Here is a 25,081-nt window from a genome sequence, read left to right on the forward strand (position 1 = left end):
GGTGCTTTGACGCGGTTACAACGTGAGTGATGTTCTCGCGTGGTGGCGAAGAGCAGTATATTGCGCTGTCCATAGAGAATTAATGCTTATCGCCTTTGCAGGCATTATTTCTTCTTTCTTCTCTTTACGCAATAGCCAAAAAGACACAATTCATTGATTTTAAGGTGTTTTATTTTCATTAAAAAATCATTATCATTGTTATATTATGATACTAATTTGAAACACTTCGCGCTTCTTGCCCCAGAAACTGGCAGGCGTTGTAGGCTTTTGAGCCCTGAGTGCTTTTCGTCCTGACCCACTTTTGAATGAATCATCAAGAGCAGAGACATCATGTCTGAGACTGGTAACGTCAGTTATCTGATTGAAAGAAAAATAATCTTTACTCCAGCCACCCAATGTCTGGTGAGAGTGGATCAACCTGAGCTACAGATAAAACTCAAGCATACGGCATCACTATGTCTTTTATTACTTATTCAAAATCATGGGAAAATTGTCTCGCAGAACGAATTGCTGGAATTTGGCTGGGGTGAAAATCATCGTCAGGCGAGCTTTAACGCCTTCTACCAGAGCATTCTCTCGCTGCGTAAAAGCTTTCTGCAGTTAGAACTGGAACCCACCTTTATTACCACGATACCGCGTAAGGGATTGATTATTCATGAAGAGTTTACAATTGAAGAGATAGAGACTCCGGAGAGCCATCCCGCTGCGACCGAAGTCACATACGCGCCAAACACCGACATTGCTGAATTTTCAGAGGCAACGCCCCGTAAGCCTCTGATAACCAAAATAGAATGGATACTCGTGGCTCTCACGCTTATTGTCTGTGGGTATATACTGTACCCGCGGGCAGCCATTGATGATTATTTTTCAGACTATGTTGCTGCAAACAATACCCCTACTAATTGTCAGTATTACTTTAATAGTGACGCCAGCAATTTTACCCGGCACACCAGTTTTATCGACAAGAACCCCGGATTGTGTCAAAGCAATCAGTATATTTATATAACAACCTATCCTGAATCCAAAAAATTGTCAGTGATCCTTTGTCGTTCTCCAATGAAGGGAAAGCAACAAAATGCCTGTCAGTCCATTTATTACCCTCGGTACGATAGTTAATGAATATCAATCTTCGCGCCCCCCATTTCCGCCTACAAACGGGTATTATTCTGCTACTTTGTCTTGTGGCTATTATTGCTGCTACTTTCTTTCAGCATGGTAAAAACCATAGCCATCTGCATAATCTGGCCTGTCGTGCAACGATTGAAATAGTGCGCGACACAACCACATTTCATGGAATAATGGATATCAAAACCGGAGACAGTAAAGGTATTGTCAATGTCGATGGCATTGTTAAAGATGCCGCGAAAAATGAGCAAACCGTACAACGAATGGTGTTATTTACCCACTCCAGTTATGGTTCAAGTCCGGTATGGGTTTCACAGGAAATCCATATTTCAAATCGTGAAACGGCGCCTGCCAGTATCATTCGGCAGCTTCTGCCTGATTTGTTCCTGACGAATACCAGCGTGTCCAATGTCGATCTCTTCGCACTCAATAACAGAACTTATCTGATTACCAAAGAAGGGATACCTTATTTGTACTGTCAGAATTATGCCTTGCCAAAAAATGAATAATGACGAAAATATGAAAGAGTCACTTGATACGGACTTCACTAATCCCCCTCCGATGATGCTTTGGGGTGTTGATGCTGATTATTAACGATTATTTCCCATCCTTATAATTACACAAGGCATCTCCATGAGCCGATACCATGTATCCAGTAGCGAAGGTCAGTATGAGAAAGACTCTGGTGAGCAGATTTTGGCTAATAAGCTGGGGATCGCGACTTCTGATGAGATGGATGAAGCGGAACTTGTCCTGTTAGAACAACTCTACCAGTCTGTTTTTGAAGAACAGTTCCCGGAAGGACAGCTCAGCGTAGCCATGCTAAAAAGCTGGCATCGCCGCTGGTTAGGTAACATCTACGCGTGGGCTGGACAAGAAAGAGCGGTCAATATCAGCAAGGGCGGCTTTATGTTTGCCCCTTCAGCACAATTGCCAAAACTGCTGAACGAATTCGACAACAAGTATCTGGCTCAATACACGCCGTGTAGCGGCATGGACGAAGAACAACTCATCACCGCTATCGCCATCACCCATGTCGAACTGATACTTATCCATCCATTCAGAGAGGGAAACGGGCGCCTGTCTCGACTATTAGCCGACGTGATGGCCGTTCAGGGAGGATACAAACCGCTGGATTATCAAAGCTGGGAGCAAAACAAAACCCAGTATATCTCGGCTATCCATTCGGGCGTATCATTGGACTACGAGCCGATGAGGCACTGGGTCAGAGAAGCATTAAGAAGAGGCTAAACCGCAAGACGTAAATGAGCGAACTTTTTGCGCGTCGCTTCAAGGGAAGCTTCGATCTTCGCGGAGGACTGCCCTGTTTCAACAGCCGTAGATGTCACTACTGAGCGAACGATGTCAGCTCGAGACGGCTGAGAGTAGCTTGCCTGAGTTTTTTTACTTTTATTCATCGTCACTCCTGAAAAGCAGAATCCGGGCTGAAAGACATCGTTCAAACAGTATACCAAAACTTATACGCAAATTCACATCACGCCCCGTCAAAGACTCACTCATCGGCCAAGCCCTTTAAGTAATACATCAAACGGGCAACATCCTTACATCAGCCTTATCCTGGTTGCCAGGCTTCGTCATTTCTATCGCTTTAAACGAAAGTGGCTTTCCCTTTTGTTTTCCTGCCACAAAGACTCCGTTATCATGCATCTTATGCCGTCATGAACATCAATGTAGGTTGCGCTATATATGCCCATATTTTACCGAGCTAAAGTCGGGCAAATTACATTTCAACCAACACTTAAATGTAGGATTTCATGATATTCGATGAGACAACGTGAAACATAATGATAACCAAAAAAGACTCACTAACTCATTAAAAATTAAGAAAATGGACATCACAAACCGATGAGTACAATAGAAAATTTAGATTCTCATACCCCGATGATGCAGCAGTATCTCAAGCTGAAGGCTCAGCATCCGGAGATCCTGCTGTTTTACCGCATGGGCGATTTTTATGAGCTGTTTTATGACGATGCCAAACGTGCGTCGCAACTGCTTGATATCTCGCTGACCAAACGTGGCGCATCGGCGGGTGAGCCTATCCCGATGGCGGGTATTCCTCACCACGCGGTAGAAAACTACCTTGCCAAGCTGGTCAATCAGGGCGAGTCCGTTGCCATTTGTGAACAAATTGGCGATCCGGCCACCAGCAAAGGACCGGTGGAACGCAAAGTGGTACGTATCGTCACGCCGGGTACCATCAGCGATGAGGCGCTGTTACAGGAGCGTCAGGACAATCTGCTGGCCGCCGTGTGGCAAGACAGCAAAGGTTACGGCTACGCCACGCTGGACATCAGCTCGGGACGTTTTCGCGTCAGTGAACCTGCCGACCGTGAAACCATGGCCGCAGAGCTGCAGCGAACCAACCCAGCGGAACTGCTGTATGCAGAAGATTTTGCAGAAACATCGCTGATTGAAGGACGTCGCGGTCTACGCCGCCGCCCGTTGTGGGAGTTTGAGATAGATACCGCCCGCCAACAGCTTAATTTACAGTTCGGTACGCGCGATCTGATCGGTTTTGGCGTCGAGAACGCCCCACGTGGGTTATGTGCCGCAGGTTGCCTGCTGCAGTATGTGAAAGATACCCAGCGCACCTCCCTGCCGCATATTCGCTCCATCACCATGGAGCGCCAGCAGGACAGCATCATTATGGATGCCGCGACGCGCCGCAATCTGGAAATTACTCAGAATCTGGCCGGTGGCGTAGAAAACACGCTGGCCTCGGTGCTCGATTGTACCGTCACGCCCATGGGCAGCCGTATGCTGAAACGCTGGCTGCATATGCCGGTCCGTGACACGAAAATCCTGACTGAGCGCCAGCAGACTATCGGCGCGCTTCAGGATGCCACCAGCGAGCTGCAACCGGTATTGCGCCAGGTGGGCGATCTCGAGCGTATTCTGGCCCGTCTGGCGCTGCGTACCGCACGTCCACGCGATCTCGCCCGGATGCGTCACGCGTTCCAGCAGTTACCGGAACTGCGTGCGCAACTCGAAGCCGTAAACAGCGCGCCCGTTCAAATGCTGCGCGAGAAGATGGGCGAGTTCACTGAGCTGCGCGAGCTGCTGGAGCGCGCCGTTGTTGAGGCGCCACCGGTGCTGGTCCGCGACGGCGGCGTTATCGCCCCGGGTTATAATGAAGAGCTTGACGAGTGGCGCGCGCTGGCTGATGGCGCGACGGATTATCTGGACAGACTTGAGATCCGTGAACGTGAACGCACAGGTCTGGATACGCTGAAAGTCGGATTTAACGCCGTACACGGTTATTACATTCAGATCAGTCGTGGACAAAGCCATCTGGCCCCCATTAATTACGTGCGCCGCCAGACGCTAAAAAACGCCGAGCGTTACATTATTCCTGAACTGAAAGAGTACGAAGACAAAGTACTGACCTCAAAAGGCAAAGCGCTGGCGTTGGAAAAACAGCTGTACGACGAACTGTTTGACATGCTGTTGCCACATCTGGCTGATTTACAGCAGAGTGCCAGTGCGCTGGCAGAACTGGATGTGCTGGTCAATCTGGCCGAACGTGCTTATACGCTAAACTACACCTGCCCGACTTTCATGGATAAACCCGGTATTCGGATTACAGAAGGTCGCCATCCGGTTGTGGAGCAGGTACTGACAGAACCGTTTATCGCCAACCCGCTAAACCTTTCCCCGCAGCGGCGGATGCTCATCATCACCGGTCCGAACATGGGGGGTAAAAGTACCTATATGCGCCAGACCGCGCTGATTGCGCTACTGGCTTATATCGGTAGCTATGTTCCGGCGCAAAAGGTGGAGATGGGTCCGATCGATCGTATTTTTACCCGCGTAGGCGCGGCGGACGATCTGGCTTCCGGTCGTTCCACCTTTATGGTCGAGATGACCGAAACCGCCAATATTCTGCATAACGCCACCGAAAACAGCCTGGTGTTGATGGATGAGATTGGACGCGGTACCTCGACCTATGACGGCCTGTCGCTGGCATGGGCTTGCGCAGAAAACCTGGCGAATAAAATCAAAGCATTGACGTTATTCGCCACCCACTACTTCGAGCTCACGCAGTTGCCGGAGAAGATGGAAGGTGTTGCCAATGTGCATCTCGATGCGTTAGAGCATGGTGATACCATCGCCTTTATGCACAGCGTGCAGGATGGCGCGGCCAGCAAGAGCTATGGTCTGGCGGTTGCGGCGCTTGCAGGCGTTCCTAAAGAGGTCATCAAACGGGCGCGCCAGAAACTGCGCGAGCTGGAAAGCATCACGCCGAATGTTGCCGCGACTCAGGTCGATGGCACGCAGATGTCATTACTTTCCGCACCTGAAGAAACGTCCCCGGCTGTTGAAGCCCTGGAAAATCTCGACCCGGATTCGCTGACGCCACGTCAGGCGCTGGAGTGGATCTACCGGCTGAAGAGTCTGGTTTAAGTTTTATCACGCCAATTGACCACGCAAAGAAAAAGGCCAGTCTCAATGAGACTGGCCTTTCGTGATAGAAACGTGATTACTCGCGGAACAGCGCTTCGATATTCAGCCCCTGAGTCTGCAGGATTTCACGCAGACGACGCAGGCCTTCAACCTGAATCTGGCGAACACGTTCACGGGTGAGGCCAATTTCACGGCCCACATCTTCCAGTGTCGCAGCTTCGTATCCCAGCAGACCGAAACGACGTGCCAGCACTTCACGCTGTTTGGCGTTCAGTTCGAACAGCCATTTGACGATGCTCTGTTTCATATCATCGTCTTGCGTGGTGTCTTCCGGGCCGTTTTCTTTTTCATCGGCCAGAATATCCAGCAACGCTTTTTCGGAATCGCCACCCAGCGGGGTGTCTACCGAGGTAATGCGCTCGTTGAGTCGGAGCATGCGGCTGACGTCATCAACCGGTTTATCCAGTTGTTCAGCGATCTCTTCTGCGCTCGGTTCGTGGTCCAGTTTATGCGACAACTCACGCGCGGTACGCAGATAGACGTTCAGCTCTTTAACAATGTGAATGGGCAGTCGGATCGTACGGGTTTGGTTCATAATCGCCCGTTCGATCGTCTGGCGGATCCACCATGTTGCGTATGTTGAGAAGCGGAACCCGCGTTCCGGGTCAAACTTCTCGACGGCACGGATAAGCCCCAGATTGCCCTCTTCAATCAGATCCAGCAACGCCAGACCACGATTGCCATAACGGCGGGCAATTTTCACCACCAGACGCAGGTTACTTTCAATCATGCGACGGCGAGAGGCAACATCTCCACGCAGTGCGCGACGCGCAAAATACACTTCTTCTTCGGCTGTTAACAGTGGTGAATAACCAATCTCACCAAGGTAAAGCTGAGTCGCGTCCAACACACGCTGTGTGGCCCCCTGCGATAACAGCTCCTCTTCAGCCAGGTCGTTATCACTGGGTTCCTCTTCACTCAAGGCTTTCTCATCAAAAGCCTCTACTCCGTTCTCATCAAATTCCGCGTCTTCATTTAAATCATGAACTTTCAGCGTATTCTGACTCATAAGGTGGCTCCTACCCGTGATCCCTAAACGGAACTAGCAAGTGAAAGCCTGGTTCCGCCGAATTATCGCTGCGGTAAATAGCGCAGCGGGTTTACGGATTTCCCCTTGTAACGAATTTCAAAATGCAAGCGTGTTGAACTGGTTCCGGTGCTACCCATGGTAGCTATTTTCTGCCCCGCCTTAATTTCTTGTTGTTCCCGGACCAGCATCGTATCGTTATGGGCGTAGGCACTCAGGTAATCATCGTTGTGTTTGATGATAATAAGATTACCGTAACCACGCAGTGCGTTACCGGCATACACGACGCGTCCATCTGCGGTCGCGACAATAGCCTGTCCCTTACTGCCTGCAATGTCGATCCCTTTATTGCCACCTTCGGTAGCCGCGAAGTTTTCGATCACTTTGCCGTCAGTCGGCCAGCGCCAGGTTGAGATTGGCGAGCTGGTAGATGTTGAGCTTGCAGTCGATTCGGTTGTGCTAACTGCTGGAGCCGTTACTGGCGCTGTGACAACTGTCCCAGCAGGCTTGTTGTTCGGCAACATTTTGTTAGCACTTTGTTCACCTGAATCCTCAGAATACGTAATTGTTGGTTTCGAAGCAACAGCAACGGTGGAATTTTGTGCAGGGTTGGTCACAACTCCTTGCTGTGCTGCATCCGCCTGGGTGATTGCGTTACCGCCGGTAATCGGCGCACCTGAGGCGTTGCCCACTTGCAGAGTTTGTCCCACGTTCAGGCCATACGGGGCCGGAACGTTATTTCGTTGTGCGAGGTCACGGAAATCGTTCCCGGTAATCCAGGCGATATAGAAAAGCGTGTCGCCTTTCTTAACCGTATAGGTACTGCCACCAGTATAGCTGCCTTTCGGAATGTTCCCATACTTACGGTTGTACACGATGCGGCCGTTTTCCATCTGCACGGGCTGTTCAGCAACGGGTTGGATCTGTGTTGGTTGAGTGACCGGACGCTGTACCGGTTGGATCTGTGGCTGTGCTGTCGCCGACGTTCCCATTTTTGGCGGAGGCGTAATTAGCATGCCGGAATTGGTGTTCGTTGGAGCGCCACCGTCAACAGAGTTGACCGGTGCGGGTGGATTCGAGGTATTAGAACACCCTGCCAACCATAATGAAACCAGTGACAATGCCGCAATACGGCGAACGGTAAATTTGTGGCTTCCCGCGCTCATTTATCCCCCAGGAAAATTTGGTTAAAACCCGTGACGTAATCACCGTGCAAGGCATCGGCCTGGCCACAGAAAAACGTGACCACGATACGCTTACTAATTCCAGAATATCCAGGAAAACTCCAGGTATTCAGAAGCCGTATCTACGCTAATTCCCCCTTCACTAAAGGAACAAAACGTACGGCCTCCACGGTGTCGATAATAAATTCGCCTCCCCGACGACGCACCCGCTTCAAAAACTGGTGCTCATCGCCCACGGGTAAGACGAGAATGCCGCCTTCATCCAACTGCATCATCAGTGCCGTTGGGATCTCAGGCGGCGCTGCCGTCACAATAATGGCATCAAACGGGGCTCGCGCCTGCCAGCCTTGCCATCCATCACCATGACGGGTCGAAACATTATGTAAATCAAGCTGCTTCAGGCGGCGACGCGCCTGCCATTGCAGACCTTTGATGCGCTCAACGGAACACACATGCTGTACCAGGTGCGCCAGAATTGCGGTCTGATAACCGGAACCGGTACCGATTTCCAGCACGCGCGACTGCGGCGTTAACTCCAGCAGTTCGGTCATCCGGGCGACCATATAAGGCTGTGAAATCGTCTGTCCCTGGCCAATCGGCAGGGCGATGTTTTCCCAGGCCTTGTGTTCAAACGCCTCATCAATGAATTTTTCACGCGGCACGGCGGCGAGCGCGTCAAGGACCAGCTCATCTCTGATGCCCTGCGCACGTAATTGTTCAAGAAGAGTGTGTACGCGTCTGCTTACCATTGCGTGCCGACTCCCACGCTGTCTAACCAGTCTGCAACCACTTCATGCGCGCCGTACGCGGTTAAATCGACATGCAGCGGCGTGACCGAAACATAGCCTTCGTCGACGGCAGCAAAATCCGTGTCCGGCCCGGCATCGCATTTTTCGCCCGGCGGTCCAATCCAGTACAAGGTGTTACCACGTGGGTCCTGCTGCGGGATCACCTGATCTGCCGGATGACGGCTGCCGCAACGGGTGACGCGAATGCCTTTAATCTGATCCAGAGGCAAATCCGGGACATTAATATTCAGAATGCGCCCGGTTCGCAGCGGCTCACGGCAAAGCGCGCGCAAAATACGACAGGTTATCGCCGCAGCGGTATCGTAGTGTTTATGACCATCAAGGGAGACGGCCAGCGCCGGGAATCCCAAGTGTCGCCCTTCCATCGCCGCAGCCACGGTTCCGGAATAGATGACATCATCGCCCAGATTAGGACCGGCGTTAATTCCAGAAACCACAATGTCCGGGCGCGGACGCATTAATGCGTTTACGCCCAGATAGACGCAATCAGTAGGCGTGCCCATTTGCACGGCGATATCGCCGTTTTCAAAGGTAAAGGTACGAAGCGAGGATTCCAGCGTCAGTGAGTTAGACGCGCCACTGCGGTTACGATCCGGGGCAACCACCTGTACGTCAGCAAACTCACGCAGCGCTTTCGCCAGCGTTTGTATACCGGGTGCGTGGACCCCATCATCGTTACTCAGCAATATACGCATAATCACCCATTGTGTTAATAAGTTCCCTTACAACACTGGTGGCGAAGCTACCTGCCGGTAGCCAGAAGCGTAACTCAACGGTTACGTCATCCCACCAGTTCCAGCTTAATTGTTGTGGATACAACAGCATAGCACGACGCAATGCGTCTACTTTTTCACGCAATAACAAGGACTGCAGTGTCGTTTCATCCGCAATAGCGGCCTGTTCAAACGCCAGCGCATCGCGCTGAGTTCCCCACTCACCGCTGCCAGGTAACGCCGCTGTAATCATCAATTCTTTTTCATCGACACGACGCTGTAAATCAGCCTGTTCTTCCTGCGTGGCGACAAACCAACTTCCGCGTCCCGACAATTGTAGCGCATCGCCGTCAACAACTTGATTAAAGTCTGTTTTTTTCAATCGCTCGTTGACTATCTGATTAAACAACGCGCTACGGGCCGCCGACAACCAAAAACTACGTTTATTGCGATCGCGCACCGGCGCATCGCTTTGCGCCCAGCGCAGTGCGCCTTGCAGGTTGCTGCCGCCAATGCCAAAACGCTGCGCGCCAAAATAGTTCGGTACGCCGCGCTCGCTAATAGCCTGCAAGCGTGCTTCAACGTCATCACGCGCGCTGACTTCGCGCAGCACCAGCGTAAAGGCGTTACCTTTCAGGGCGCCTAAACGCAGCTTACGCTTGTGACGCGCGTACTCCAGCACTTTGCAGCCTTCAAGCTCAAATTTGCTTAAATCCGGCATCGCATTGCCCGGTACGCGCGCGCACAGCCACTGTTCCGTGACCGCATGCTTATCTTTCTGTCCCGCAAAACTGACTTCACGGGCATGAATTTTCAGAAATTTAGCCAGCGCATCGGCGACAAAACGGGTATTGCAGCCGTTTTTCAGGATGCGAACCAGAATATGCTCACCTTCTCCGTCCGGTTCAAAACCTAAGTCTTCAACAACCACAAAGTCTTCCGGGTTCGCTTTCAGCAGACCGCGACCTTGTGGTTTACCGTGGAGATAAGTCAGATTGTCAAACTCTGTCATTTCGGTGCCTTTATGAGTAACGCCACCGCTTCACAGGCAATCCCTTCCCCCCGCCCGGTAAAACCGAGTTTTTCCGTGGTGGTCGCTTTTACGTTAACATCATCCATATGGCAGCCGAGATCTTCGGCAATAAATACACGCATTTGCGGAATGTGCGGCAGCATCTTCGGCGCCTGAGCAATGATCGTCACATCCACATTACCAAGGGTATAACCTTTAGCCTGAATACGCCGCCAGGCTTCACGTAATAATTCGCGACTATCAACACCTTTAAAGGCGGGATCGGTATCCGGGAAGAGTTTACCAATATCTCCCATTGCTGCCGCGCCCAACAAAGCGTCCGTCAACGCATGTAACGCAACATCACCATCCGAGTGCGCCAGCAGTCCTTTTTCATACGGGATACGTACGCCACCAATAATAATGGGGCCAGCGCCGCCAAAAGCATGCACGTCAAAACCGTGTCCAATTCGCATTATTCATTTTCCTTATGGAGAGTTCGGGTAAGATAAAATTCCGCAAGCGCCAGGTCTTCCGGGCGCGTCACTTTGATATTATCAGCCCGCCCTTCGATAATCTCTGGATGAAATCCTGAATATTCCAGCGCTGAAGCCTCGTCCGTAATAGTCGCGCCTTCGTTTAATGCCCGGGTCAGGCAGTCATGTAACAACTCACGCGGGAAAAACTGCGGCGTCAACGCATGCCATAAATCTGTGCGATCAACCGTATGGGCAATGGCTGCCTTGCCCGGCTCCGCGCGTTTCATCGTATCGCGCACGGGAGCGGCCAGGATACCGCCAGTGCGACTTGTTTCACTGATTGCCAACAAGCGGGATAAATCATCCTGATGCAGACACGGTCTGGCGGCATCATGTACTAATACCCACTGGGCTTCTCCGGCCGCGCGCAGCCCCGCAAGGACGGAATCGGCACGCTCGATGCCACCATCGACCACGGTAATTTGCGGGTGTTGTGCCAAAGGAAGTTGGGCAAAGCGGCTGTCGCCAGGGCTGATAGCAATGACGACACGCGTCACTCGGGGATGCGCCAGCAGCGCATGGACCGAGTGTTCAAGAATGGTTTTATTGCCGATCGAGAGGTACTGCTTAGGACACTCTGTTTGCATTCGGCGGCCAAATCCGGCAGCCGGCACCACGGCGCAAACGTCCAATAAAGTGGCTGCCATGTTAGATCCCTGGAGATGGTTTATCGATTGTTTTGCCCTGCCGTCTGAGCGCGTTTAGACGCGTCAGGTACCAGACGATAAAAGGTTTCGCCCGGCTTAGTCATACTGAGTTCGTTGCGTGCGCGCTCTTCAATCGCTTCCTGACCGCCATTGAGATCGTCAATTTCGGCGAAGAGCTGATCGTTACGCGCTTTAAGCTTCGCGTTTGTCGCTTGCTGCGCGGCCACATCATCGTTGACGCGGCTAAAGTCATGTATGCCGTTCTTACCGAACCACAGCGAATACTGCAGCCAGACCAATAAAGCCAGCAACAGCAACGTTAGTTTACCCATCCTGCCCCCTGAAAAACGGCATCAATATCCCATAACTTCTGTAGGCGACGTTACGTCCACAGGCGGGAATGCCGCGACAACGCGGGCAAATGTACCACATTTGGCCGTTGTTACGTATACCCCGTGTAAGGAGAACATAATCTCATTGTTGGTTACGGTTTGAATTATGACCAGCCCGAATTTCATACTGGTAGTGATAAAAAGAAGGAAGTGAACTTAACCCAGCAGCCACATGTACAACGCCCCAAACATTAACCCTACCACCAGCACCGTCAATGTCGCGCTCAGCAGCAGTTTGCCCTTCACTAACGAATGCAGGGCGATACCCGTTACAATCGCAACGGGCAGCAATGCCAGGAAGAACGGCCAGGTATAAATAAAGAAAAACAGCGTGTTAGGGCCATAAATAAGAAACGGGACACCCAGCGCCAGCAACCACGCAACAAAACCGACCACGGCCCCTGGTAGCGACCAGGTGGTCTCATCATCGGTTTTAAAGGTATCTGATTCTGTAATAGTAATGTTATGGCTGTTACGCATATCTAATCCTGTGACCTTGACTGACCGGGCATGCCTGCTCTCAATCATTCACGTTGTCCAAAAGCGGCAACGTGAAGAATGACGAGTGCTCCGGTGGTGTCTCAGGATCTGATAATATCTTCCTGCCTCAGCAGGTCTAATAATTGAGAGACCAAATTTGTTACTAATTGTTCACCATCCAGGTGAATTTCAGGCGATTCAGGCGCTTCGTACACCGAATCAATTCCGGTGAAATTGCGCAACTCGCCGGCCCGCGCTTTTTTATACAGCCCTTTCGGATCGCGCGATTCACATATTGCCAGCGGCGTATCGACAAACACTTCAATAAAACGTCCATCGCCGACACGTTCACGCACCAGTTGTCGCTCCGCGCGATGCGGGGAAATAAATGCGGTCAGGACGACCAGCCCCGCATCCACCATCAGGTTAGCCACCTCACCAACCCGGCGAATATTCTCCTTACGATCGGCGTCACTAAAACCGAGATCGCGACACAGGCCGTGACGCACATTGTCGCCATCCAGCAGATACGTACTGACGCCCTGCTGGTGGAGAGCTTCTTCCAGCGCCCCCGCCACCGTGGATTTACCGGAGCCGGACAGCCCGGTAAACCACAGCACAACACCACGATGACCGTGGTGTTGTTCCCGCTGTTGCGGCGTGACGGGATGGGCATGCCAGACGACGTTTTCGTCATGCAGAGCCATTATTGCCCTCCCAGCAGATCGCGCGCACCCCAGTGTGGGAAGTGACGACGTACCAGCGCGTTCAACTCCAGCTCAAATGCGCTGAACGAAGAGCCCGTGGCGTGATCCTGCTCGATAGGCTCGCGCACCAGGCCTGCGCCGACGGTGACGTTAGTCAGGCGGTCAATGATAATCAGGCCGCCCGTCACCGGATTGTGTTGATAGGTATCAAGCACCAACGGCTCATCGAAAGTTAAATTGACCAGACCAATCCCGTTGAGCGGCAATGCCTCAACGTCACGATGCGTCAGATTATTGATATCGACCTGATACTGGACACTGTCTACACGCGCACGCGTCTTCTTACCCGCCACTTTGATGTCATAGCTCTGCCCCGGCGACAGCGGTTGTTCCGCCATCCACACGACATCCACGGCGGCGCTTTGCACCGCAGGCAGGGCTTCGCTGGCATCCAGAAGCAGATCGCCACGACTGATGTCGATTTCATCGGTCAGGACGAGGGTAATCGCCTCACCCGCATAGGCTTGCGATAAGTCGCCGTCGAACGTGACGATCCGCGCGACGCTCGACTCAACGCCGGATGGCAGCACTTTAATTCGCTGTCCAACCTTCACGCTACCGGAGGCCAGCGTTCCGGCGTAGCCACGGAAATCCAGATTCGGGCGGTTAACGTATTGCACCGGGAAACGCATCGGCTGACTATCAACCGTGCGCTGGATTTCAACCGTTTCCAGGACTTCCAGCAGTGTCGGGCCGCTGTACCACGGCATACTGTCGCTTTGCGAAGCCACATTGTCCCCTTCCAGCGCCGAGAGAGGGACGAAGCGAATATCCAGATTGCCCGGTAACTGTTCCGCAAAGGTCAGATAATCTTCACGAATGCGGTTGAAGGTCTCTTCGTTGAAACCCACCAGATCCATTTTATTGATCGCCACGACCAGATGTTTGATCCCCAGCAGCGTAGAGATAAAGCTGTGGCGACGCGTCTGATCCAGCACGCCTTTGCGCGCATCGATCAACAAGATTGCCAGATCGCAGGTCGAGGCGCCGGTCGCCATGTTGCGCGTGTACTGCTCATGCCCGGGAGTATCGGCAATAATGAATTTTCGTTTCTCGGTAGAGAAATACCGGTAGGCCACGTCGATAGTGATGCCCTGCTCGCGCTCGGCCTGCAGACCATCGACCAGCAGTGCCAGATCGAGCTTTTCACCCTGGGTACCGTGACGTTTACTGTCATTGTGCAGCGATGAGAGCTGATCTTCATAAATTTGGCGCGTATCGTGCAGCAGACGCCCAATCAGCGTACTTTTCCCATCATCCACGCTGCCGCAGGTTAAAAAACGCAGCAGGCTTTTGTGTTGCTGAGCGACCATCCAGGCTTCGACGCCGCCTTCATTAGCGATTTGTTGTGCGAGTGTTGTGTTCATGGCGGCTCCTTAGAAATACCCCTGACGTTTCTTCAGCTCCATGGAGCCCGCCTGGTCGCGGTCAATCACGCGCCCCTGACGTTCACTGGTGGTTGAAACCAGCATCTCTTCAATGATTTCCGGCAGTGTCTGCGCATTCGACTCAACGGCGCCCGTCAGCGGCCAGCAGCCGAGTGTGCGAAAACGTACCATCCGTTTTTTAATCACTTCACCGGGTTGCAGATCGATACGATCATCATCCACCATCATCAGCATGCCATCGCGTTCAAGTACCGGACGCTCCGCGGCCAGGTACAGCGGAACAATGTCGATATTTTCCAGCCAGATGTACTGCCAGATATCCTGCTCTGTCCAGTTGGAGAGCGGGAACACGCGAATACTTTCGCCTTTATTAATCTGCCCGTTGTAGTTGTGCCAGAGCTCCGGTCGCTGGTTTTTGGGATCCCAGCGATGGAAGCGATCGCGGAAGGAGTAGATACGCTCTTTGGCGCGCGATTTCTCTTCATCCCGACGCGCGCCGCCAAACGCAGCATCAAAGCCGTATTTGTTCAGCGCCTGCTTCAGCCCTTCGGTTTTCATGATATCGGTATGCTTGGCGCTGCCGTGGACGAACGGATTAATCCCCATCGCCACCCCTTCCGGGTTTTTATGCACCAGCAATTCGCAGCCATAGGCTTTCGCGGTACGGTCACGAAACTCATACATCTCGCTGAATTTCCAGCCGGTATCAACGTGCAGCAGAGGGAACGGCAGCGTGCCGGGATAAAACGCCTTGCGCGCCAGATGCAGCATGACGCTGGAATCTTTACCGATGGAATACATCATCACCGGATTCGAAAACTCGGCGGCCACCTCACGAATAATATGGATGCTTTCCGCTTCCAGTTGTCGCAGGTGGGTAAGTCGTTTTTGATCCATAACCATTCCTATGCAATGCCGTTATTTTGCTAACCATACGTAGATAAGCTGACTATAGGGAGGGCTGGAGAGCGAATGAAATTACGAATTGGAATGAGTAGTTCCTCAAAGGAATAACGATCTGGAAAAGCAAATATCAAAAAGTGCTTAAGCTACCGAAATTCGGGCATTTAGGAGCAAATGAAATTGTTTTACCGCGATCACGGTTTCATACTAGCAACTGAAAATTTCTGCTTGGTATTTAAGGACTCATTATGTTTTCCGCATTGCGCCATCTTCCTGCTGCCCTGGCGCTCGGCGTGTGCTTTATCCTTCCCGCTCAGGCAACATCTTCGAAGCCTGGAGAGATTGCAAATACCCAGGCCCGTTATATCGCAACGTTTTTTCCAGGCCGGGTCACCGGTTCGCCAGCAGAAATGTTATCTGCCGATTATATCCGTCAGCAATTTCAGCAGATGGGCTATAGCAGTGACATTCGGACCTTTAATAGTCGCTATATCTACACCGCCAAAGACAACCGTAAAAACTGGCATAACGTCACGGGCAGCACCGTCATTGCGGCACACGAAGGCAAATCGCCACAACAAATTATTATCATGGCGCATCTCGATACCTACGCTGCGCAGAGCGATGCCGATTCCGATGCCAATCTGGGTGGATTAACACTGCAGGGTATCGACGATAATGCCGCCGGTCTGGGTGTGATGCTGGAACTGGCAGAAAAACTGAAAAATGTCCCGACGCAATACGGCATTCGCTTTATCGCCACCAGCGGCGAGGAAGAAGGCAAGCTTGGCGCGGAAAATGTGCTCAAACGAATGAGCGCGGCAGAGAAGAAAAATACCCTGCTGGTGATCAATCTCGATAACCTGATCGTCGGCGATAAGCTCTATTTCAACAGCGGGAAAAAGACACCGGAAGCTGTACGAAAACTCACGCGCGACCGGGCGCTGGCTATCGCGCACAGTCGCGGTATTAAGGCTACGACTAATCCGGGTCTGAACAAAGACTATCCGAAAGGAACAGGATGTTGTAACGACGCAGAGGTCTTCGACAAAGCGGGGATTTCCGTGCTCTCCGTTGAAGCAACCAACTGGAACCTGGGCAAAAAAGACGGCTACCAGCAACGCGCCAAAACTGCATCCTTCCCTGCTGGTAACAGCTGGCATGATGTACGGCTGGATAACCAGCAGCATATCGATAAGGCGTTACCGGGGCGGATTGAACACCGCAGCCGCGACGTCGTACGCATCATGCTGCCGCTGGTCAAAGAGCTGGCGAAAGCAGGCTAATACATAAGCATTGCGCCCGGTAACAGCAGACCTTTACCGGGCATTTTATCGATCAGCCTTCGTGCAGACCGCACTCACGTTTCAGCCCGAAGAAGCGGGTTTCCTCCTCCGCCATCCCCGGTTCCCATTTACGCGTCGTATGCGTATCCCCGACTGACAGATAGCCCTGATCCCATAGTGGATGGTACTTCAGACCATGTTTTTGCAGGTACTGGTAAACCGTACGGTTGTCCCAGTCGATGATCGGCAGAACCTTAAACACGCCGCGCTGAATAGCCAGCACCGGTAAATGCGCACGGCTACCGGATTGTTCGCGACGCAGACCGGCAAACCAGGTTTGCGCGTTCAGTTCTTTCAACGCCCGGTTCATGGGTTCCACTTTGTTGATGTCATTGTATTTCTCAATGCCCTCAACGCCCTGCTCCCAGAGTTTGCCGTAACGCGCTTCCTGCCAGGCAGCGCTCTCGGTCGCGCGATAAACCTTCAGGTTCAGTTTGAGCTTATCGGTTAACGTATCGATAAACTGGTAGGTTTCCGGGAACAGATACCCGGTATCGGTGAGGATCACCGGAATATCCGGGCGGATCTGATTCACCAGATGCAGACTGACCGCCGCCTGAATACCAAAGCTTGATGAAAGCACGTATTCACCCGGCAGATTCTCCAGCGCCCACGCCACACGTCCTTCCGCATCGCGTTTTTCCAGCTGGCTGTTGGTTTCCGCCAGTGCCATCACACGTTCAACTTTCGGTAACTCGTTCAATGCGTTGAGATCGAGTCTGGACATACGTTCCTCACTTTTTGCCTTGCCAGATAGCGCTATGCTTATCAGGCCTACAGCAGTCCTGTAGGCCATGAGATGTTATTCCCAGAGATCACGCGCCGGATCGAGCACCGGGCGAATAATACCCGCACGGATCGTAAAGTCACCGAAGCCTTCACCCGCTTCGCGCTCTTTCGCCCAGCGCCCAATCAGCGCATCGAGAGCCGCCAGAATTTCCGGCTCTGTGATATTTTCTTTGAACATCCGCGGGATACGCGTACCAATACGGTTTCCGCCTAAATGCAGGTTGTAACGGCCTGGCGCTTTACCGACTAAGCCGACTTCCGCCAGCATCGCGCGCCCACACCCGTTCGGACAGCCCGTTACACGCATCACAATATGTTCATCGCTCACGCCATGCTTTGCCATCAGCGTATCGATGTTGTCGATAAACGTCGGCAGGAAGCGTTCCGCCTCTGCCATCGCCAGCGGACAAGTCGGGAACGAGACACAGGCCATCGAGTTTTCACGCTGCGGGGTGACGGCATTCATCAGACCACTCTTCTGCGCAATCTTCTCGATCTTCGCCTTATCACTCTCAGGCACTCCGGCAATGATCAGGTTCTGGTTCGCCGTAATGCGGAACTCGCCCTTGTGGATCTTCGAGATCTCCAGCAGGCCTGTTTTCAGCGGACGCCCCGGATAATCCAGAATACGGCCGTTCTCAATAAACAGCGTCAGGTGCCATTTATTATCGATCCCCTTCACCCAACCAATACGATCGCCACGACCGGTAAATTCATACGGACGAATCGGGTCAAATGTGATCCCCGCACGGCGTTCCACTTCCGCTTTGAAAGTCTCAACGCCCACACGTTCCAGCGTATATTTGGTTTTGGCATTTTTACGGTCTGTACGGTTACCCCAGTCACGCTGGGTCGTCACTACCGCTTCCGCCACGGCTAAAGTATGCTCCAGCGGCAGGTAACCAAACTCGCTCGCGGTGCGCGCGTAGGTTTTCTTGTTACCGTGCTCAATAGACAGACCACCGCCCACCAGCAGGTTAAAACCGACCAGCTTGCCATTTTCTGCTACGGCGACAAAGTTCATGTCGTTGGCGTGCAGATCGATATCGTTCTGCGGTGGAATAACAACCGTTGTTTTGAACTTACGCGGCAGATAGGTTTGCCCGAGGATCGGCTCTTCATCCGTCGTCGCGACTTTTTCCTGATCCAGCCAAATTTCCGCGTAGGCGCGTGTGCGCGGCAGCAGATGTTCGGAAATCTTTTTCGCCCACTCGTAGGCTTCGGCATGCAGCTCGGACTCATACGGGTTGGATGTGCACAACACGTTACGGTTCATGTCGTTGGCGGTCGCCAGTGCGTCCAGCCCAACGGAGTGCAGCATCTGATGCACCGGCTTGACGTTCTTCTTCAGAATGCCGTGGAACTGGAACGTCTGGCGGTTAGTCAGACGAATGCTGCCGTAAATCGTGTTGTCATGGGCGAATTTATCAATCGCCTGCCACTGTTTGGTGGTGATAACGCCACCCGGCAGTCGGCAGCGCAGCAGCATCGCATGACGCGGCTCCAGCTTTTGCTCAGCACGCTCGGCACGAATATCGCGGTCATCCTGCTGATACATACCGTGGAAACGGATCAGCAGAAAGTTGTCACCTTTGAAACCACCGGTGAGACCGTCATTTAAATCTTCGGCAATGGTGCCTCGCAGATAGTTGCTTTCCAGCTTCATACGTTCCGCGTCGGACAGCTTACCTTCGACCACCAGGGGTCCTGGATGTTTTTCGCTCATTAGTAGACATCTCGCTGATAACGGCGCTCAACGCGCAGCTCACTTAAAAATTCGTCCGCCGCTTCGGTATCCATGCCACCGAAATCGGCAATCACTTCCAGTAATGCCTGCTCAACGTCTTTCGCCATGCGATTGGCATCGCCGCAGACATAAATGTGCGCACCGTCGTTAATCCAGCGCCACAGTTCTGCACCTTGCTGGCGCAGTTTATCTTGTACGTAGACTTTTTCTTTTTGGTCACGGGACCAGGCGAGATCGATACGGCTCAGTACGCCCTCTTTGACGTAGCGCTGCCATTCCACCTGATACAGGAAATCTTCCGTAAAGTGCGGATTGCCGAAGAACAGCCAGTTTTTACCCGATGCTTCATCGGCAGCACGCTGCTGCATAAAGGCGCGGAAAGGCGCAATCCCCGTACCCGGTCCAATCATAATCACCGGGGTTTCCGGGTTAGCAGGCAGACGGAAGTTGTCGTTATGCTCAATGAACACGCGCACTTCCCCCTCTTCTTCCACGCGGTCGGCGAGGAAACCGGAGGCGCCACCGGCGCGAGCACGACCTTCCACCTCAAAGCGCACGGCACCGACGGTGATATGCACTTCGCTTTCGACTTCTGCCTGCGAAGAGGCAATGGAGTACAAACGTGGCGTCAGCGGACGCAACAGCGCGATGAAAGCCTCAGCGTCCAGTTGTGCCGGAGAGAAGCGCAGCATATCAACAATCGGCGTGGTCGCGGCGTAATGTTGCAGTTGCGCTTTATCGCCCACCAGCGGCAGCAGCGTTTCACTGCGCGTCAGGGTGGCGTAGTTCTCCACGATATTGGCGGTATTCACCGTCAACTCGAAGTGCCACTCCAGCGCTTCGGCAAGCGGCAATAACGTCCCATCAACCGTGACAGGTTCATCCCCTTTCAGCCACAACAGCTCGACGATCTCTTTCACTAAGGCCGGATCGTTTTGATACCAGACACCCAGCGCATCGCCGGGCTGGTAGCGCAGGCCGGAATCACCCAGGTCGATTTCGATATGGCGTACATCTTTTTGGGAATCACGACCGGTAATTTTCTGGTTCACCGAAAGCGAAGCGGTCAACGGCGCTTCTTTGGTGTATGGGCTGGTGTGGACTTCGTTTACCGCACCGCTCGCGGCGGCCTGTACAGACGTTGCCGCTGGCGCACGCGATTTCAGTACATCAACCAACCTGGCACGCCACTGCGCGGCGGCGGCCTGATATTCAACGTCCGCATCCACGCGATCAAGTAAACGCTCACCGCCCAGCTCAGCCAGTTTCGTATCGAAGTCTTTTCCTGACTGGCAGAAAAATTCGTAAGAGGTATCACCAAGACCAAACACGGCGAACGCGGTGTTATCCAGTTTCGGCGCTTTTTTAGAGAACAGGAATTTATGCAACGCCACGGCTTCTTCTGCCGGCTCACCTTCCCCCTGGGTCGATGCCACCACAACCAGCAATTTCTCGTTAGCAATTTGTTTGAATTTATAGTCGCCAGCATTGATCAGGGTGACATTAAGCTTTGCCGCCAGCAGATCGTCGCGCAGGGCTTCCGCCACGCGACGGGCATTACCGGTTTGTGAGGCAGAAATCAGGGTAATGCCCGGCATTTCAGCCGCAGGTGCCGGAACAACAGCATTGCTGCCTGGCTGCTGATTCAGCACGCCCCAAAAATAGCCAGAAACCCACGCAAGCTGCGAGGGCGTGAGATCGGTCGTGGCCGCCTGAAGGCGTGCCAGTTGCTCCGGGTTAAGCGGAAGCAAAGCGGAAGGTGGGGCCTGTGTCGTCATGCGTTGTCATGTTCCAGTAAGCAAAGCTGTTTTTCGCGCCCAAATGGCACCAAAAAAAGAAATGAAAATACTCTAAATAATTCGAGTTGCATGAAGGCGGCAAGTGAACGAATCCCAGGAGCTTACTGAAGTCAGTGACTGGGATAAGAGAGTGAAGCCAACGCACATGCAGCTCGAAGTATGACGAGTATTAGGGTAACGGCGGTGATAGTAACAATTAAAGAAGGGATGGAAATAACAAATAACCAAATGGACTAACCTGTTTTAGTTATAGTTATTAACGACAAAAGCGATTTAATAAATATTTGATATATAAATGGTTATTAAATACTAACTGTATAAATATGGCGTTCTGATACGCAGCGCCCTTTTAACTAATGATAAAAATTGTACTTTACGGTACCCTACGGCGGTTTTTTTCATTCTTGAGAGTAAATAATGTCCACCACCTTGTTTAAAGATTTCACCTTCGAAGCCGCTCACCACCTGCCGCATGTACCACAAGGGCATAAGTGTGGCCGCCTGCATGGTCACTCGTTTATGGTGCGTCTTGAAATTACCGGTGAAGTCGATCCACATACCGGTTGGATTATGGATTTTGCCGAGCTTAAAGCGGCGTTTAAGCCGACCTATGACAGGCTTGATCACTACTACCTGAACGATATTCCTGGCTTAGAAAATCCCACCAGTGAAGTGCTGGCAAAATGGATTTGGGATCAGGTTAAACCTGTTGTCCCTCTGCTGAGTGCCGTCATGGTGAAAGAAACCTGCACGGCAGGCTGCGTATATCGCGGCGAGTGATGTTGTACATGTGCCGGATGGCGACGCGTCGCATCTTATCCGGCCAACACATATCAACAAGCCCGGCCGGGCAAGCGAACCGCACCCGGCAATATTTATCAGGCGATATTCAGATACTTGTGTGTTTGCATCGACAGACGCCAGTTACGGGCGATACAGGTATCAATACATAAACGCGTGGCATCTTCTTTCTGACTGATGGGCTGCAGAGCAATAATGCGTGGTTTCTCATCGCTCAACGTCGCCAGCAGTTCATCCAGCGCTTCAATATCGCGAACGCGACCTACCGGATGTTTGATTTCATTGGCACGTTCCAGCGCCTGTGACAGCACGTCATAGCCGCCGCGCATATTCACCTTCGGCGATACGGTCACCCAAGTATTCGGCGTACAGCGCACTTCATGTGTGCCACTGGTTTCGATCTGACAACTGAAGCCATTCTTTTCCAGCAAATCGGTCAGCGGCATCAGGTCGTGAATACAGGGTTCGCCACCGGTGATCACCACATGACGCGCGGTATAGCCCTGACGCTGAATCACAGCCAGCAGATCTTCGCTGCTCGCCGCGCCCCATTTATCACTCTCTTTCGTTTTCGCCAGGATGCTGTAGAGGGAGACTTCCCGATCCTCAAGCTTATCCCAGGTGTGTTTGGTATCGCACCAGGCACAGCCGACCGGGCATCCCTGTAAACGAATGAAAATAGCGGGGACGCCGGTAAAGTAACCCTCGCCTTGCAGGGTCTGGAACATCTCGTTAATCGGGTACTGCATAGCATTCTCAATAGGGGGATAAACGATAATTATCGCAGATCCCCGCCAAAGTATCATGCCCCATCGATGCTTTACGAGGCGATCGCCGCGACAAAGCGTGCCGTTATCTGCTGTGGACGTGTGATAGCCCCTCCGACCACCACGGTGTGTGCGCCTAATGCCAGGCATCGTGCGGCACGTTCCGGGGTATCGACGTTCCCTTCCGCCACCACCGGTACGCTGACCGCGGCCAGTACCTCACGTAAAAAACCGCAGTCGTTTTCCGCCAGCACATGTCCGGCGGTTTCTGCTGTATAGCCGTAAAGAGTGGTTCCCACGCAGTCAAAACCCAGGCGCTCAGCGGTAACCGCTTCATCTACGCTGGCGATATCCGCCATCAGCAGCACGGACGGGTAGCGAGCGCGGATCTGCGTGACCAACTCTGCCAGCGTTTGTCCTCCGGGACGCGGACGCGCGGTGGCGTCCAGGGCAATCATCTCCGGCTCAACGGACATGAGTTCATCCACTTCCTGCAACGTAGCCGTGATAAACACGTCACTCCCCGGATAATCGCGTTTGATAATCCCAATGACCGGCAGAGAGACACTCTCTTTGATGGCGCGAATATCCACGACACTGTTCGCACGAATCCCTACCGCACCACCCTGTGCTGCCGCCAGTGCCATACGCGACATAATAAACGGGCTATGCAGGGGCTCATTTTCCAGCGCCTGGCAGGAGACGATTAATTTACCTTTCAGGGAATCCAGTACAGTTTTCATTACGATAAGATCTCTTCAACTTCATTTTTAATGATGGTGACATGCGGGCCATAAATCACCTGAACACCGTTGCCGCGAATAATTACGCCACGCGCTCCTGTCGCTTTCAGCGCCGCTTCGTCTACCTTACTGCCCTCTTTCACCGTCACGCGTAAACGTGTGGCGCAACAGTCCACCTCTTCCAGATTCTCTTTGCCTCCCAGACCAGCGATGACTGCCGCTGCGCGTTCGCTTTGAGGCAGAGCGGATTCCGACACAGTGGCGTTTTCACGACCAGGCGTCAGCCAGCCAAAGCGATTAATCAAATAGCGGAAGGTGAAGTAGTAAAGGAAGAACCACGGTACTCCCACCATGGGGACATACATCCAGTTGGTTTTAGCTTCCCCCTGTAGCACGCCAAAGAGGAGGAAATCGATAAGCCCACCCGAAAAGGTTTGCCCAATGGTGATATTCAAAATATGCGCGATCATAAACGCCAGACCATCGAAGAAGGCGTGAATGACATATAACACCGGCGCGACAAACAGGAAGGAGAACTCAATCGGTTCGGTTATCCCGGTCAGGAATGAGGTCAGGGCTGCCGACAACAGCAGTCCGGCGACTACCTTTTTGTTCTCTGGCTTTGCAGTGTGGTACATCGCCAGACATGCGCCCAGCAGGCCAAACATCATGGTGATAAAACGCCCAGACATAAAGCGCGAAGTGCCCGCATAGAACTGCTGCGTATTCGGATCGGCAAGCTGAGCAAAGAAAATACGCTGCGTCCCTTCAACCAGTTGACCGTTGACGATTTCGCTACCGCCCAGCGCCGTTGTCCAGAACGGCAAATAAAAGATATGGTGTAAACCCAGTGGGCCAAGCATACGCAGAATGAAGCCATACAGCAGCGTACCCAGATAGCCCGTTGCATCAACAAGCCCGCCCAGACCAAAAATAAGTTTTTGGAAATGCGGCCAAATCACTGTCATCGCAGCACCGACGACAATCGCGGCAAGTGAGCTAATAATCGGTACAAAACGCGAGCCGCTAAAAAAGCCGAGGAACTGTGGTAATGAGACCTTATTAAAGCGGCTATGCAGCGCGCACGTTACAAGGCCAATGACGACGCCACCAAATACGCCCGTCTCCAGTGTCTGAATACCCAGCGTCATCCCCTGACCAACGGCACCTGGATTCTCGTGCGCCAGCGTTCCGTTGAGTGTTAGCAACGCGTTGATGGTGGCATTCATCACCAAAAATGCCAGTAATGCCGCAAGCCCTGCGGTGCCTTTATCCGTTTTCGCCAACCCCACCGCGACCCCAACCGCAAAGAGCACTGACAGATTGGCAAACACAATGGAACCCGCACTGGTCATGATAGTGAAGATTGCCTGCAACCAGTCAACATCCAAAAACGGATAAGCCGTCAATGTGTTTGGATTCGATAGCGCCCCACCAATACCTAACAACAGGCCCGCTGCAGGCAGTACCGCAATCGGCAGCATGAACGATTTGCCAAACCGCTGCGCCTTTTCAAACCAGGCGCCTGACGAGGCACCGCTAAATATTTGCATCATTTTTTCATCCCCTCGACTAATGATGAAAATTTTTACCACATTAATTATTAAAAATGAAA

At 52.5% G+C, this 25,081-nt stretch carries 25 protein-coding genes; 6 read left to right on the forward strand and 19 right to left on the reverse strand.

Annotated features, from left to right (window positions below; all coding sequences use genetic code 11):
• The first annotated feature begins 330 nt into the window (after positions 1-330).
• From N7268_RS00540 to N7268_RS00550, 3 genes are all read left to right on the forward strand, one after another.
• Entirely contained in the window at positions 331-1,116 is a 786-nt protein-coding gene (locus N7268_RS00540) for a transcriptional regulator (protein ID WP_260861424.1), read from the forward strand.
• Positions 1,116-1,634, forward strand: a complete 519-nt coding sequence (locus tag N7268_RS00545; RefSeq protein ID WP_260861425.1) for a hypothetical protein — start codon at positions 1,116-1,118, stop codon at positions 1,632-1,634. The genes N7268_RS00540 and N7268_RS00545 overlap by 1 nt, the downstream gene beginning before the upstream one ends.
• 124 nt (positions 1,635-1,758) lie before the next feature.
• Complete coding sequence (locus N7268_RS00550; RefSeq protein WP_260861426.1) at positions 1,759-2,376, forward strand: Fic/DOC family protein; 618 nt, start codon at positions 1,759-1,761, stop codon at positions 2,374-2,376.
• Here the strand turns inward: N7268_RS00550 and N7268_RS00555 are convergent.
• The gene (locus tag N7268_RS00555; RefSeq protein WP_260861427.1) at positions 2,373-2,543 is read right to left on the reverse strand and encodes a hypothetical protein; all 171 of its coding nucleotides are present in this window, start codon (positions 2,541-2,543) and stop codon (positions 2,373-2,375) included. The two genes, N7268_RS00550 and N7268_RS00555, sit on opposite strands and share 4 nt — an antisense overlap.
• A gap of 448 nt (positions 2,544-2,991) precedes the next feature.
• Between N7268_RS00555 and mutS the strand changes: the two genes are divergently transcribed.
• Positions 2,992-5,553: a DNA mismatch repair protein MutS gene (gene mutS / locus N7268_RS00560; RefSeq protein WP_260861428.1), complete on the forward strand. Its 2,562-nt coding sequence runs from the start codon at positions 2,992-2,994 to the stop codon at positions 5,551-5,553.
• A 76-nt stretch (positions 5,554-5,629) separates the two neighbouring features.
• Here mutS and rpoS read toward each other — a convergent pair whose 3' ends face one another.
• The 12 genes from rpoS to cysD all read right to left on the reverse strand — a co-directional run bounded on the left by rpoS (position 5,630) and on the right by cysD (position 15,468).
• The gene (gene rpoS, locus N7268_RS00565; protein ID WP_000081498.1) at positions 5,630-6,622 is read right to left on the reverse strand and encodes an RNA polymerase sigma factor RpoS; all 993 of its coding nucleotides are present in this window, start codon (positions 6,620-6,622) and stop codon (positions 5,630-5,632) included.
• Positions 6,623-6,684: 62 nt separating this feature from the next.
• Positions 6,685-7,761, reverse strand: coding sequence for a murein hydrolase activator NlpD (gene nlpD, locus N7268_RS00570; RefSeq protein ID WP_260861429.1), 1,077 nt, complete (start codon positions 7,759-7,761; stop codon positions 6,685-6,687).
• A gap of 185 nt (positions 7,762-7,946) precedes the next feature.
• Positions 7,947-8,573: a protein-L-isoaspartate O-methyltransferase gene (pcm, locus tag N7268_RS00575; protein WP_198906090.1), complete on the reverse strand. Its 627-nt coding sequence runs from the start codon at positions 8,571-8,573 to the stop codon at positions 7,947-7,949.
• Positions 8,567-9,328, reverse strand: a complete 762-nt coding sequence (gene surE, locus N7268_RS00580) for a 5'/3'-nucleotidase SurE (RefSeq protein ID WP_260861430.1) — start codon at positions 9,326-9,328, stop codon at positions 8,567-8,569. Before surE ends, pcm begins: the two co-directional genes overlap by 7 nt.
• Positions 9,309-10,358, reverse strand: a complete 1,050-nt coding sequence (truD, locus tag N7268_RS00585) for a tRNA pseudouridine(13) synthase TruD (protein ID WP_260861431.1) — start codon at positions 10,356-10,358, stop codon at positions 9,309-9,311. Before truD ends, surE begins: the two co-directional genes overlap by 20 nt.
• The gene (gene ispF, locus N7268_RS00590) at positions 10,355-10,834 is read right to left on the reverse strand and encodes a 2-C-methyl-D-erythritol 2,4-cyclodiphosphate synthase (protein WP_260861432.1); all 480 of its coding nucleotides are present in this window, start codon (positions 10,832-10,834) and stop codon (positions 10,355-10,357) included. The genes truD and ispF overlap by 4 nt, the downstream gene beginning before the upstream one ends.
• A complete protein-coding gene (gene ispD / locus N7268_RS00595) occupies positions 10,834-11,544 on the reverse strand; it encodes a 2-C-methyl-D-erythritol 4-phosphate cytidylyltransferase (RefSeq protein ID WP_260861433.1) in 711 nt (236 codons plus the stop codon). The genes ispF and ispD overlap by 1 nt, the downstream gene beginning before the upstream one ends.
• A 20-nt stretch (positions 11,545-11,564) precedes the next feature.
• Positions 11,565-11,876: a cell division protein FtsB gene (gene ftsB / locus N7268_RS00600; protein WP_198906084.1), complete on the reverse strand. Its 312-nt coding sequence runs from the start codon at positions 11,874-11,876 to the stop codon at positions 11,565-11,567.
• 216 nt (positions 11,877-12,092) lie between these two features.
• The gene (locus N7268_RS00605) at positions 12,093-12,416 is read right to left on the reverse strand and encodes a DUF3561 family protein (protein ID WP_260861434.1); all 324 of its coding nucleotides are present in this window, start codon (positions 12,414-12,416) and stop codon (positions 12,093-12,095) included.
• 101 nt (positions 12,417-12,517) lie between these two features.
• Positions 12,518-13,123, reverse strand: coding sequence for an adenylyl-sulfate kinase (cysC, locus tag N7268_RS00610; RefSeq protein ID WP_260861435.1), 606 nt, complete (start codon positions 13,121-13,123; stop codon positions 12,518-12,520).
• Entirely contained in the window at positions 13,123-14,550 is a 1,428-nt protein-coding gene (gene cysN / locus N7268_RS00615) for a sulfate adenylyltransferase subunit CysN (protein WP_260861436.1), read from the reverse strand. Before cysN ends, cysC begins: the two co-directional genes overlap by 1 nt.
• A 9-nt stretch (positions 14,551-14,559) precedes the next feature.
• The gene (gene cysD, locus N7268_RS00620) at positions 14,560-15,468 is read right to left on the reverse strand and encodes a sulfate adenylyltransferase subunit CysD (protein WP_260861437.1); all 909 of its coding nucleotides are present in this window, start codon (positions 15,466-15,468) and stop codon (positions 14,560-14,562) included.
• Positions 15,469-15,722: 254 nt separating this feature from the next.
• Between cysD and N7268_RS00625 the strand changes: the two genes are divergently transcribed.
• Positions 15,723-16,760 carry an aminopeptidase gene (locus N7268_RS00625; protein ID WP_260861438.1) on the forward strand — a complete coding sequence of 346 codons (1,038 nt, stop codon included), beginning with the start codon at positions 15,723-15,725 and terminating at the stop codon, positions 16,758-16,760.
• A gap of 52 nt (positions 16,761-16,812) precedes the next feature.
• Here the strand turns inward: N7268_RS00625 and cysH are convergent, their stop codons facing one another.
• The 3 genes from cysH to cysJ form a co-directional block, all read right to left on the reverse strand.
• Positions 16,813-17,547 (reverse strand): phosphoadenosine phosphosulfate reductase, encoded by a 735-nt coding sequence (cysH, locus tag N7268_RS00630; protein WP_260861439.1) that lies wholly within the window; start codon positions 17,545-17,547, stop codon positions 16,813-16,815.
• 75 nt (positions 17,548-17,622) lie between these two features.
• Complete coding sequence (cysI, locus tag N7268_RS00635; RefSeq protein ID WP_260861440.1) at positions 17,623-19,335, reverse strand: assimilatory sulfite reductase (NADPH) hemoprotein subunit; 1,713 nt, start codon at positions 19,333-19,335, stop codon at positions 17,623-17,625.
• On the reverse strand, positions 19,335-21,134 hold the full coding sequence (cysJ, locus tag N7268_RS00640; protein WP_260861441.1) for an NADPH-dependent assimilatory sulfite reductase flavoprotein subunit: 1,800 nt from the start codon (positions 21,132-21,134) through the stop codon (positions 19,335-19,337). Before cysJ ends, cysI begins: the two co-directional genes overlap by 1 nt.
• Positions 21,135-21,572: 438 nt before the next feature.
• On the opposite strand from cysJ, the gene queD reads away from it, so the two are divergent.
• Positions 21,573-21,935 carry a 6-carboxytetrahydropterin synthase QueD gene (gene queD / locus N7268_RS00645; protein WP_198906073.1) on the forward strand — a complete coding sequence of 121 codons (363 nt, stop codon included), beginning with the start codon at positions 21,573-21,575 and terminating at the stop codon, positions 21,933-21,935.
• Positions 21,936-22,033: 98 nt separating this feature from the next.
• Here queD and queE read toward each other — a convergent pair whose 3' ends face one another.
• The 3 genes from queE to N7268_RS00660 all read right to left on the reverse strand — a co-directional run bounded on the left by queE (position 22,034) and on the right by N7268_RS00660 (position 25,022).
• Positions 22,034-22,705, reverse strand: a complete 672-nt coding sequence (gene queE, locus N7268_RS00650) for a 7-carboxy-7-deazaguanine synthase QueE (RefSeq protein ID WP_048213069.1) — start codon at positions 22,703-22,705, stop codon at positions 22,034-22,036.
• 71 nt (positions 22,706-22,776) lie between these two features.
• Entirely contained in the window at positions 22,777-23,466 is a 690-nt protein-coding gene (locus tag N7268_RS00655; RefSeq protein WP_260861442.1) for an N-acetylmannosamine-6-phosphate 2-epimerase, read from the reverse strand.
• A complete protein-coding gene (locus N7268_RS00660; protein ID WP_260861443.1) occupies positions 23,466-25,022 on the reverse strand; it encodes a maltose/glucose-specific PTS transporter subunit IIC in 1,557 nt (518 codons plus the stop codon). Before N7268_RS00660 ends, N7268_RS00655 begins: the two co-directional genes overlap by 1 nt.
• Positions 25,023-25,081: the final 59 nt, after the last annotated feature.

It is taken from the genome of Citrobacter sp. Marseille-Q6884 (genome assembly GCF_945906775.1).
Taxonomy (GTDB): Bacteria; Pseudomonadota; Gammaproteobacteria; order Enterobacterales; family Enterobacteriaceae; genus Citrobacter.

Coding starts and splice junctions, on each gene's coding strand:
- truD (WP_260861431.1), bottom strand. CDS start 10,358: ATGACAGAGTTTGACAATCTGACTTATCTCCACGGTAAACCACAAGGT.
- N7268_RS00655 (WP_260861442.1), bottom strand. CDS start 23,466: ATGAAAACTGTACTGGATTCCCTGAAAGGTAAATTAATCGTCTCCTGC.
- N7268_RS00660 (WP_260861443.1), bottom strand. CDS start 25,022: ATGATGCAAATATTTAGCGGTGCCTCGTCAGGCGCCTGGTTTGAAAAG.
- cysJ (WP_260861441.1), bottom strand. CDS start 21,134: ATGACGACACAGGCCCCACCTTCCGCTTTGCTTCCGCTTAACCCGGAG.
- queD (WP_198906073.1), top strand. CDS start 21,573: ATGTCCACCACCTTGTTTAAAGATTTCACCTTCGAAGCCGCTCACCAC.
- cysD (WP_260861437.1), bottom strand. CDS start 15,468: ATGGATCAAAAACGACTTACCCACCTGCGACAACTGGAAGCGGAAAGC.
- N7268_RS00555 (WP_260861427.1), bottom strand. CDS start 2,543: ATGAATAAAAGTAAAAAAACTCAGGCAAGCTACTCTCAGCCGTCTCGA.
- mutS (WP_260861428.1), top strand. CDS start 2,992: ATGAGTACAATAGAAAATTTAGATTCTCATACCCCGATGATGCAGCAG.
- rpoS (WP_000081498.1), bottom strand. CDS start 6,622: ATGAGTCAGAATACGCTGAAAGTTCATGATTTAAATGAAGACGCGGAA.
- ftsB (WP_198906084.1), bottom strand. CDS start 11,876: ATGGGTAAACTAACGTTGCTGTTGCTGGCTTTATTGGTCTGGCTGCAG.
- surE (WP_260861430.1), bottom strand. CDS start 9,328: ATGCGTATATTGCTGAGTAACGATGATGGGGTCCACGCACCCGGTATA.
- pcm (WP_198906090.1), bottom strand. CDS start 8,573: ATGGTAAGCAGACGCGTACACACTCTTCTTGAACAATTACGTGCGCAG.
- ispD (WP_260861433.1), bottom strand. CDS start 11,544: ATGGCAGCCACTTTATTGGACGTTTGCGCCGTGGTGCCGGCTGCCGGA.
- queE (WP_048213069.1), bottom strand. CDS start 22,705: ATGCAGTACCCGATTAACGAGATGTTCCAGACCCTGCAAGGCGAGGGT.
- cysH (WP_260861439.1), bottom strand. CDS start 17,547: ATGTCCAGACTCGATCTCAACGCATTGAACGAGTTACCGAAAGTTGAA.
- N7268_RS00545 (WP_260861425.1), top strand. CDS start 1,116: ATGAATATCAATCTTCGCGCCCCCCATTTCCGCCTACAAACGGGTATT.
- N7268_RS00540 (WP_260861424.1), top strand. CDS start 331: ATGTCTGAGACTGGTAACGTCAGTTATCTGATTGAAAGAAAAATAATC.
- cysN (WP_260861436.1), bottom strand. CDS start 14,550: ATGAACACAACACTCGCACAACAAATCGCTAATGAAGGCGGCGTCGAA.
- cysI (WP_260861440.1), bottom strand. CDS start 19,335: ATGAGCGAAAAACATCCAGGACCCCTGGTGGTCGAAGGTAAGCTGTCC.
- cysC (WP_260861435.1), bottom strand. CDS start 13,123: ATGGCTCTGCATGACGAAAACGTCGTCTGGCATGCCCATCCCGTCACG.
- N7268_RS00550 (WP_260861426.1), top strand. CDS start 1,759: ATGAGCCGATACCATGTATCCAGTAGCGAAGGTCAGTATGAGAAAGAC.
- ispF (WP_260861432.1), bottom strand. CDS start 10,834: ATGCGAATTGGACACGGTTTTGACGTGCATGCTTTTGGCGGCGCTGGC.
- N7268_RS00625 (WP_260861438.1), top strand. CDS start 15,723: ATGTTTTCCGCATTGCGCCATCTTCCTGCTGCCCTGGCGCTCGGCGTG.
- N7268_RS00605 (WP_260861434.1), bottom strand. CDS start 12,416: ATGCGTAACAGCCATAACATTACTATTACAGAATCAGATACCTTTAAA.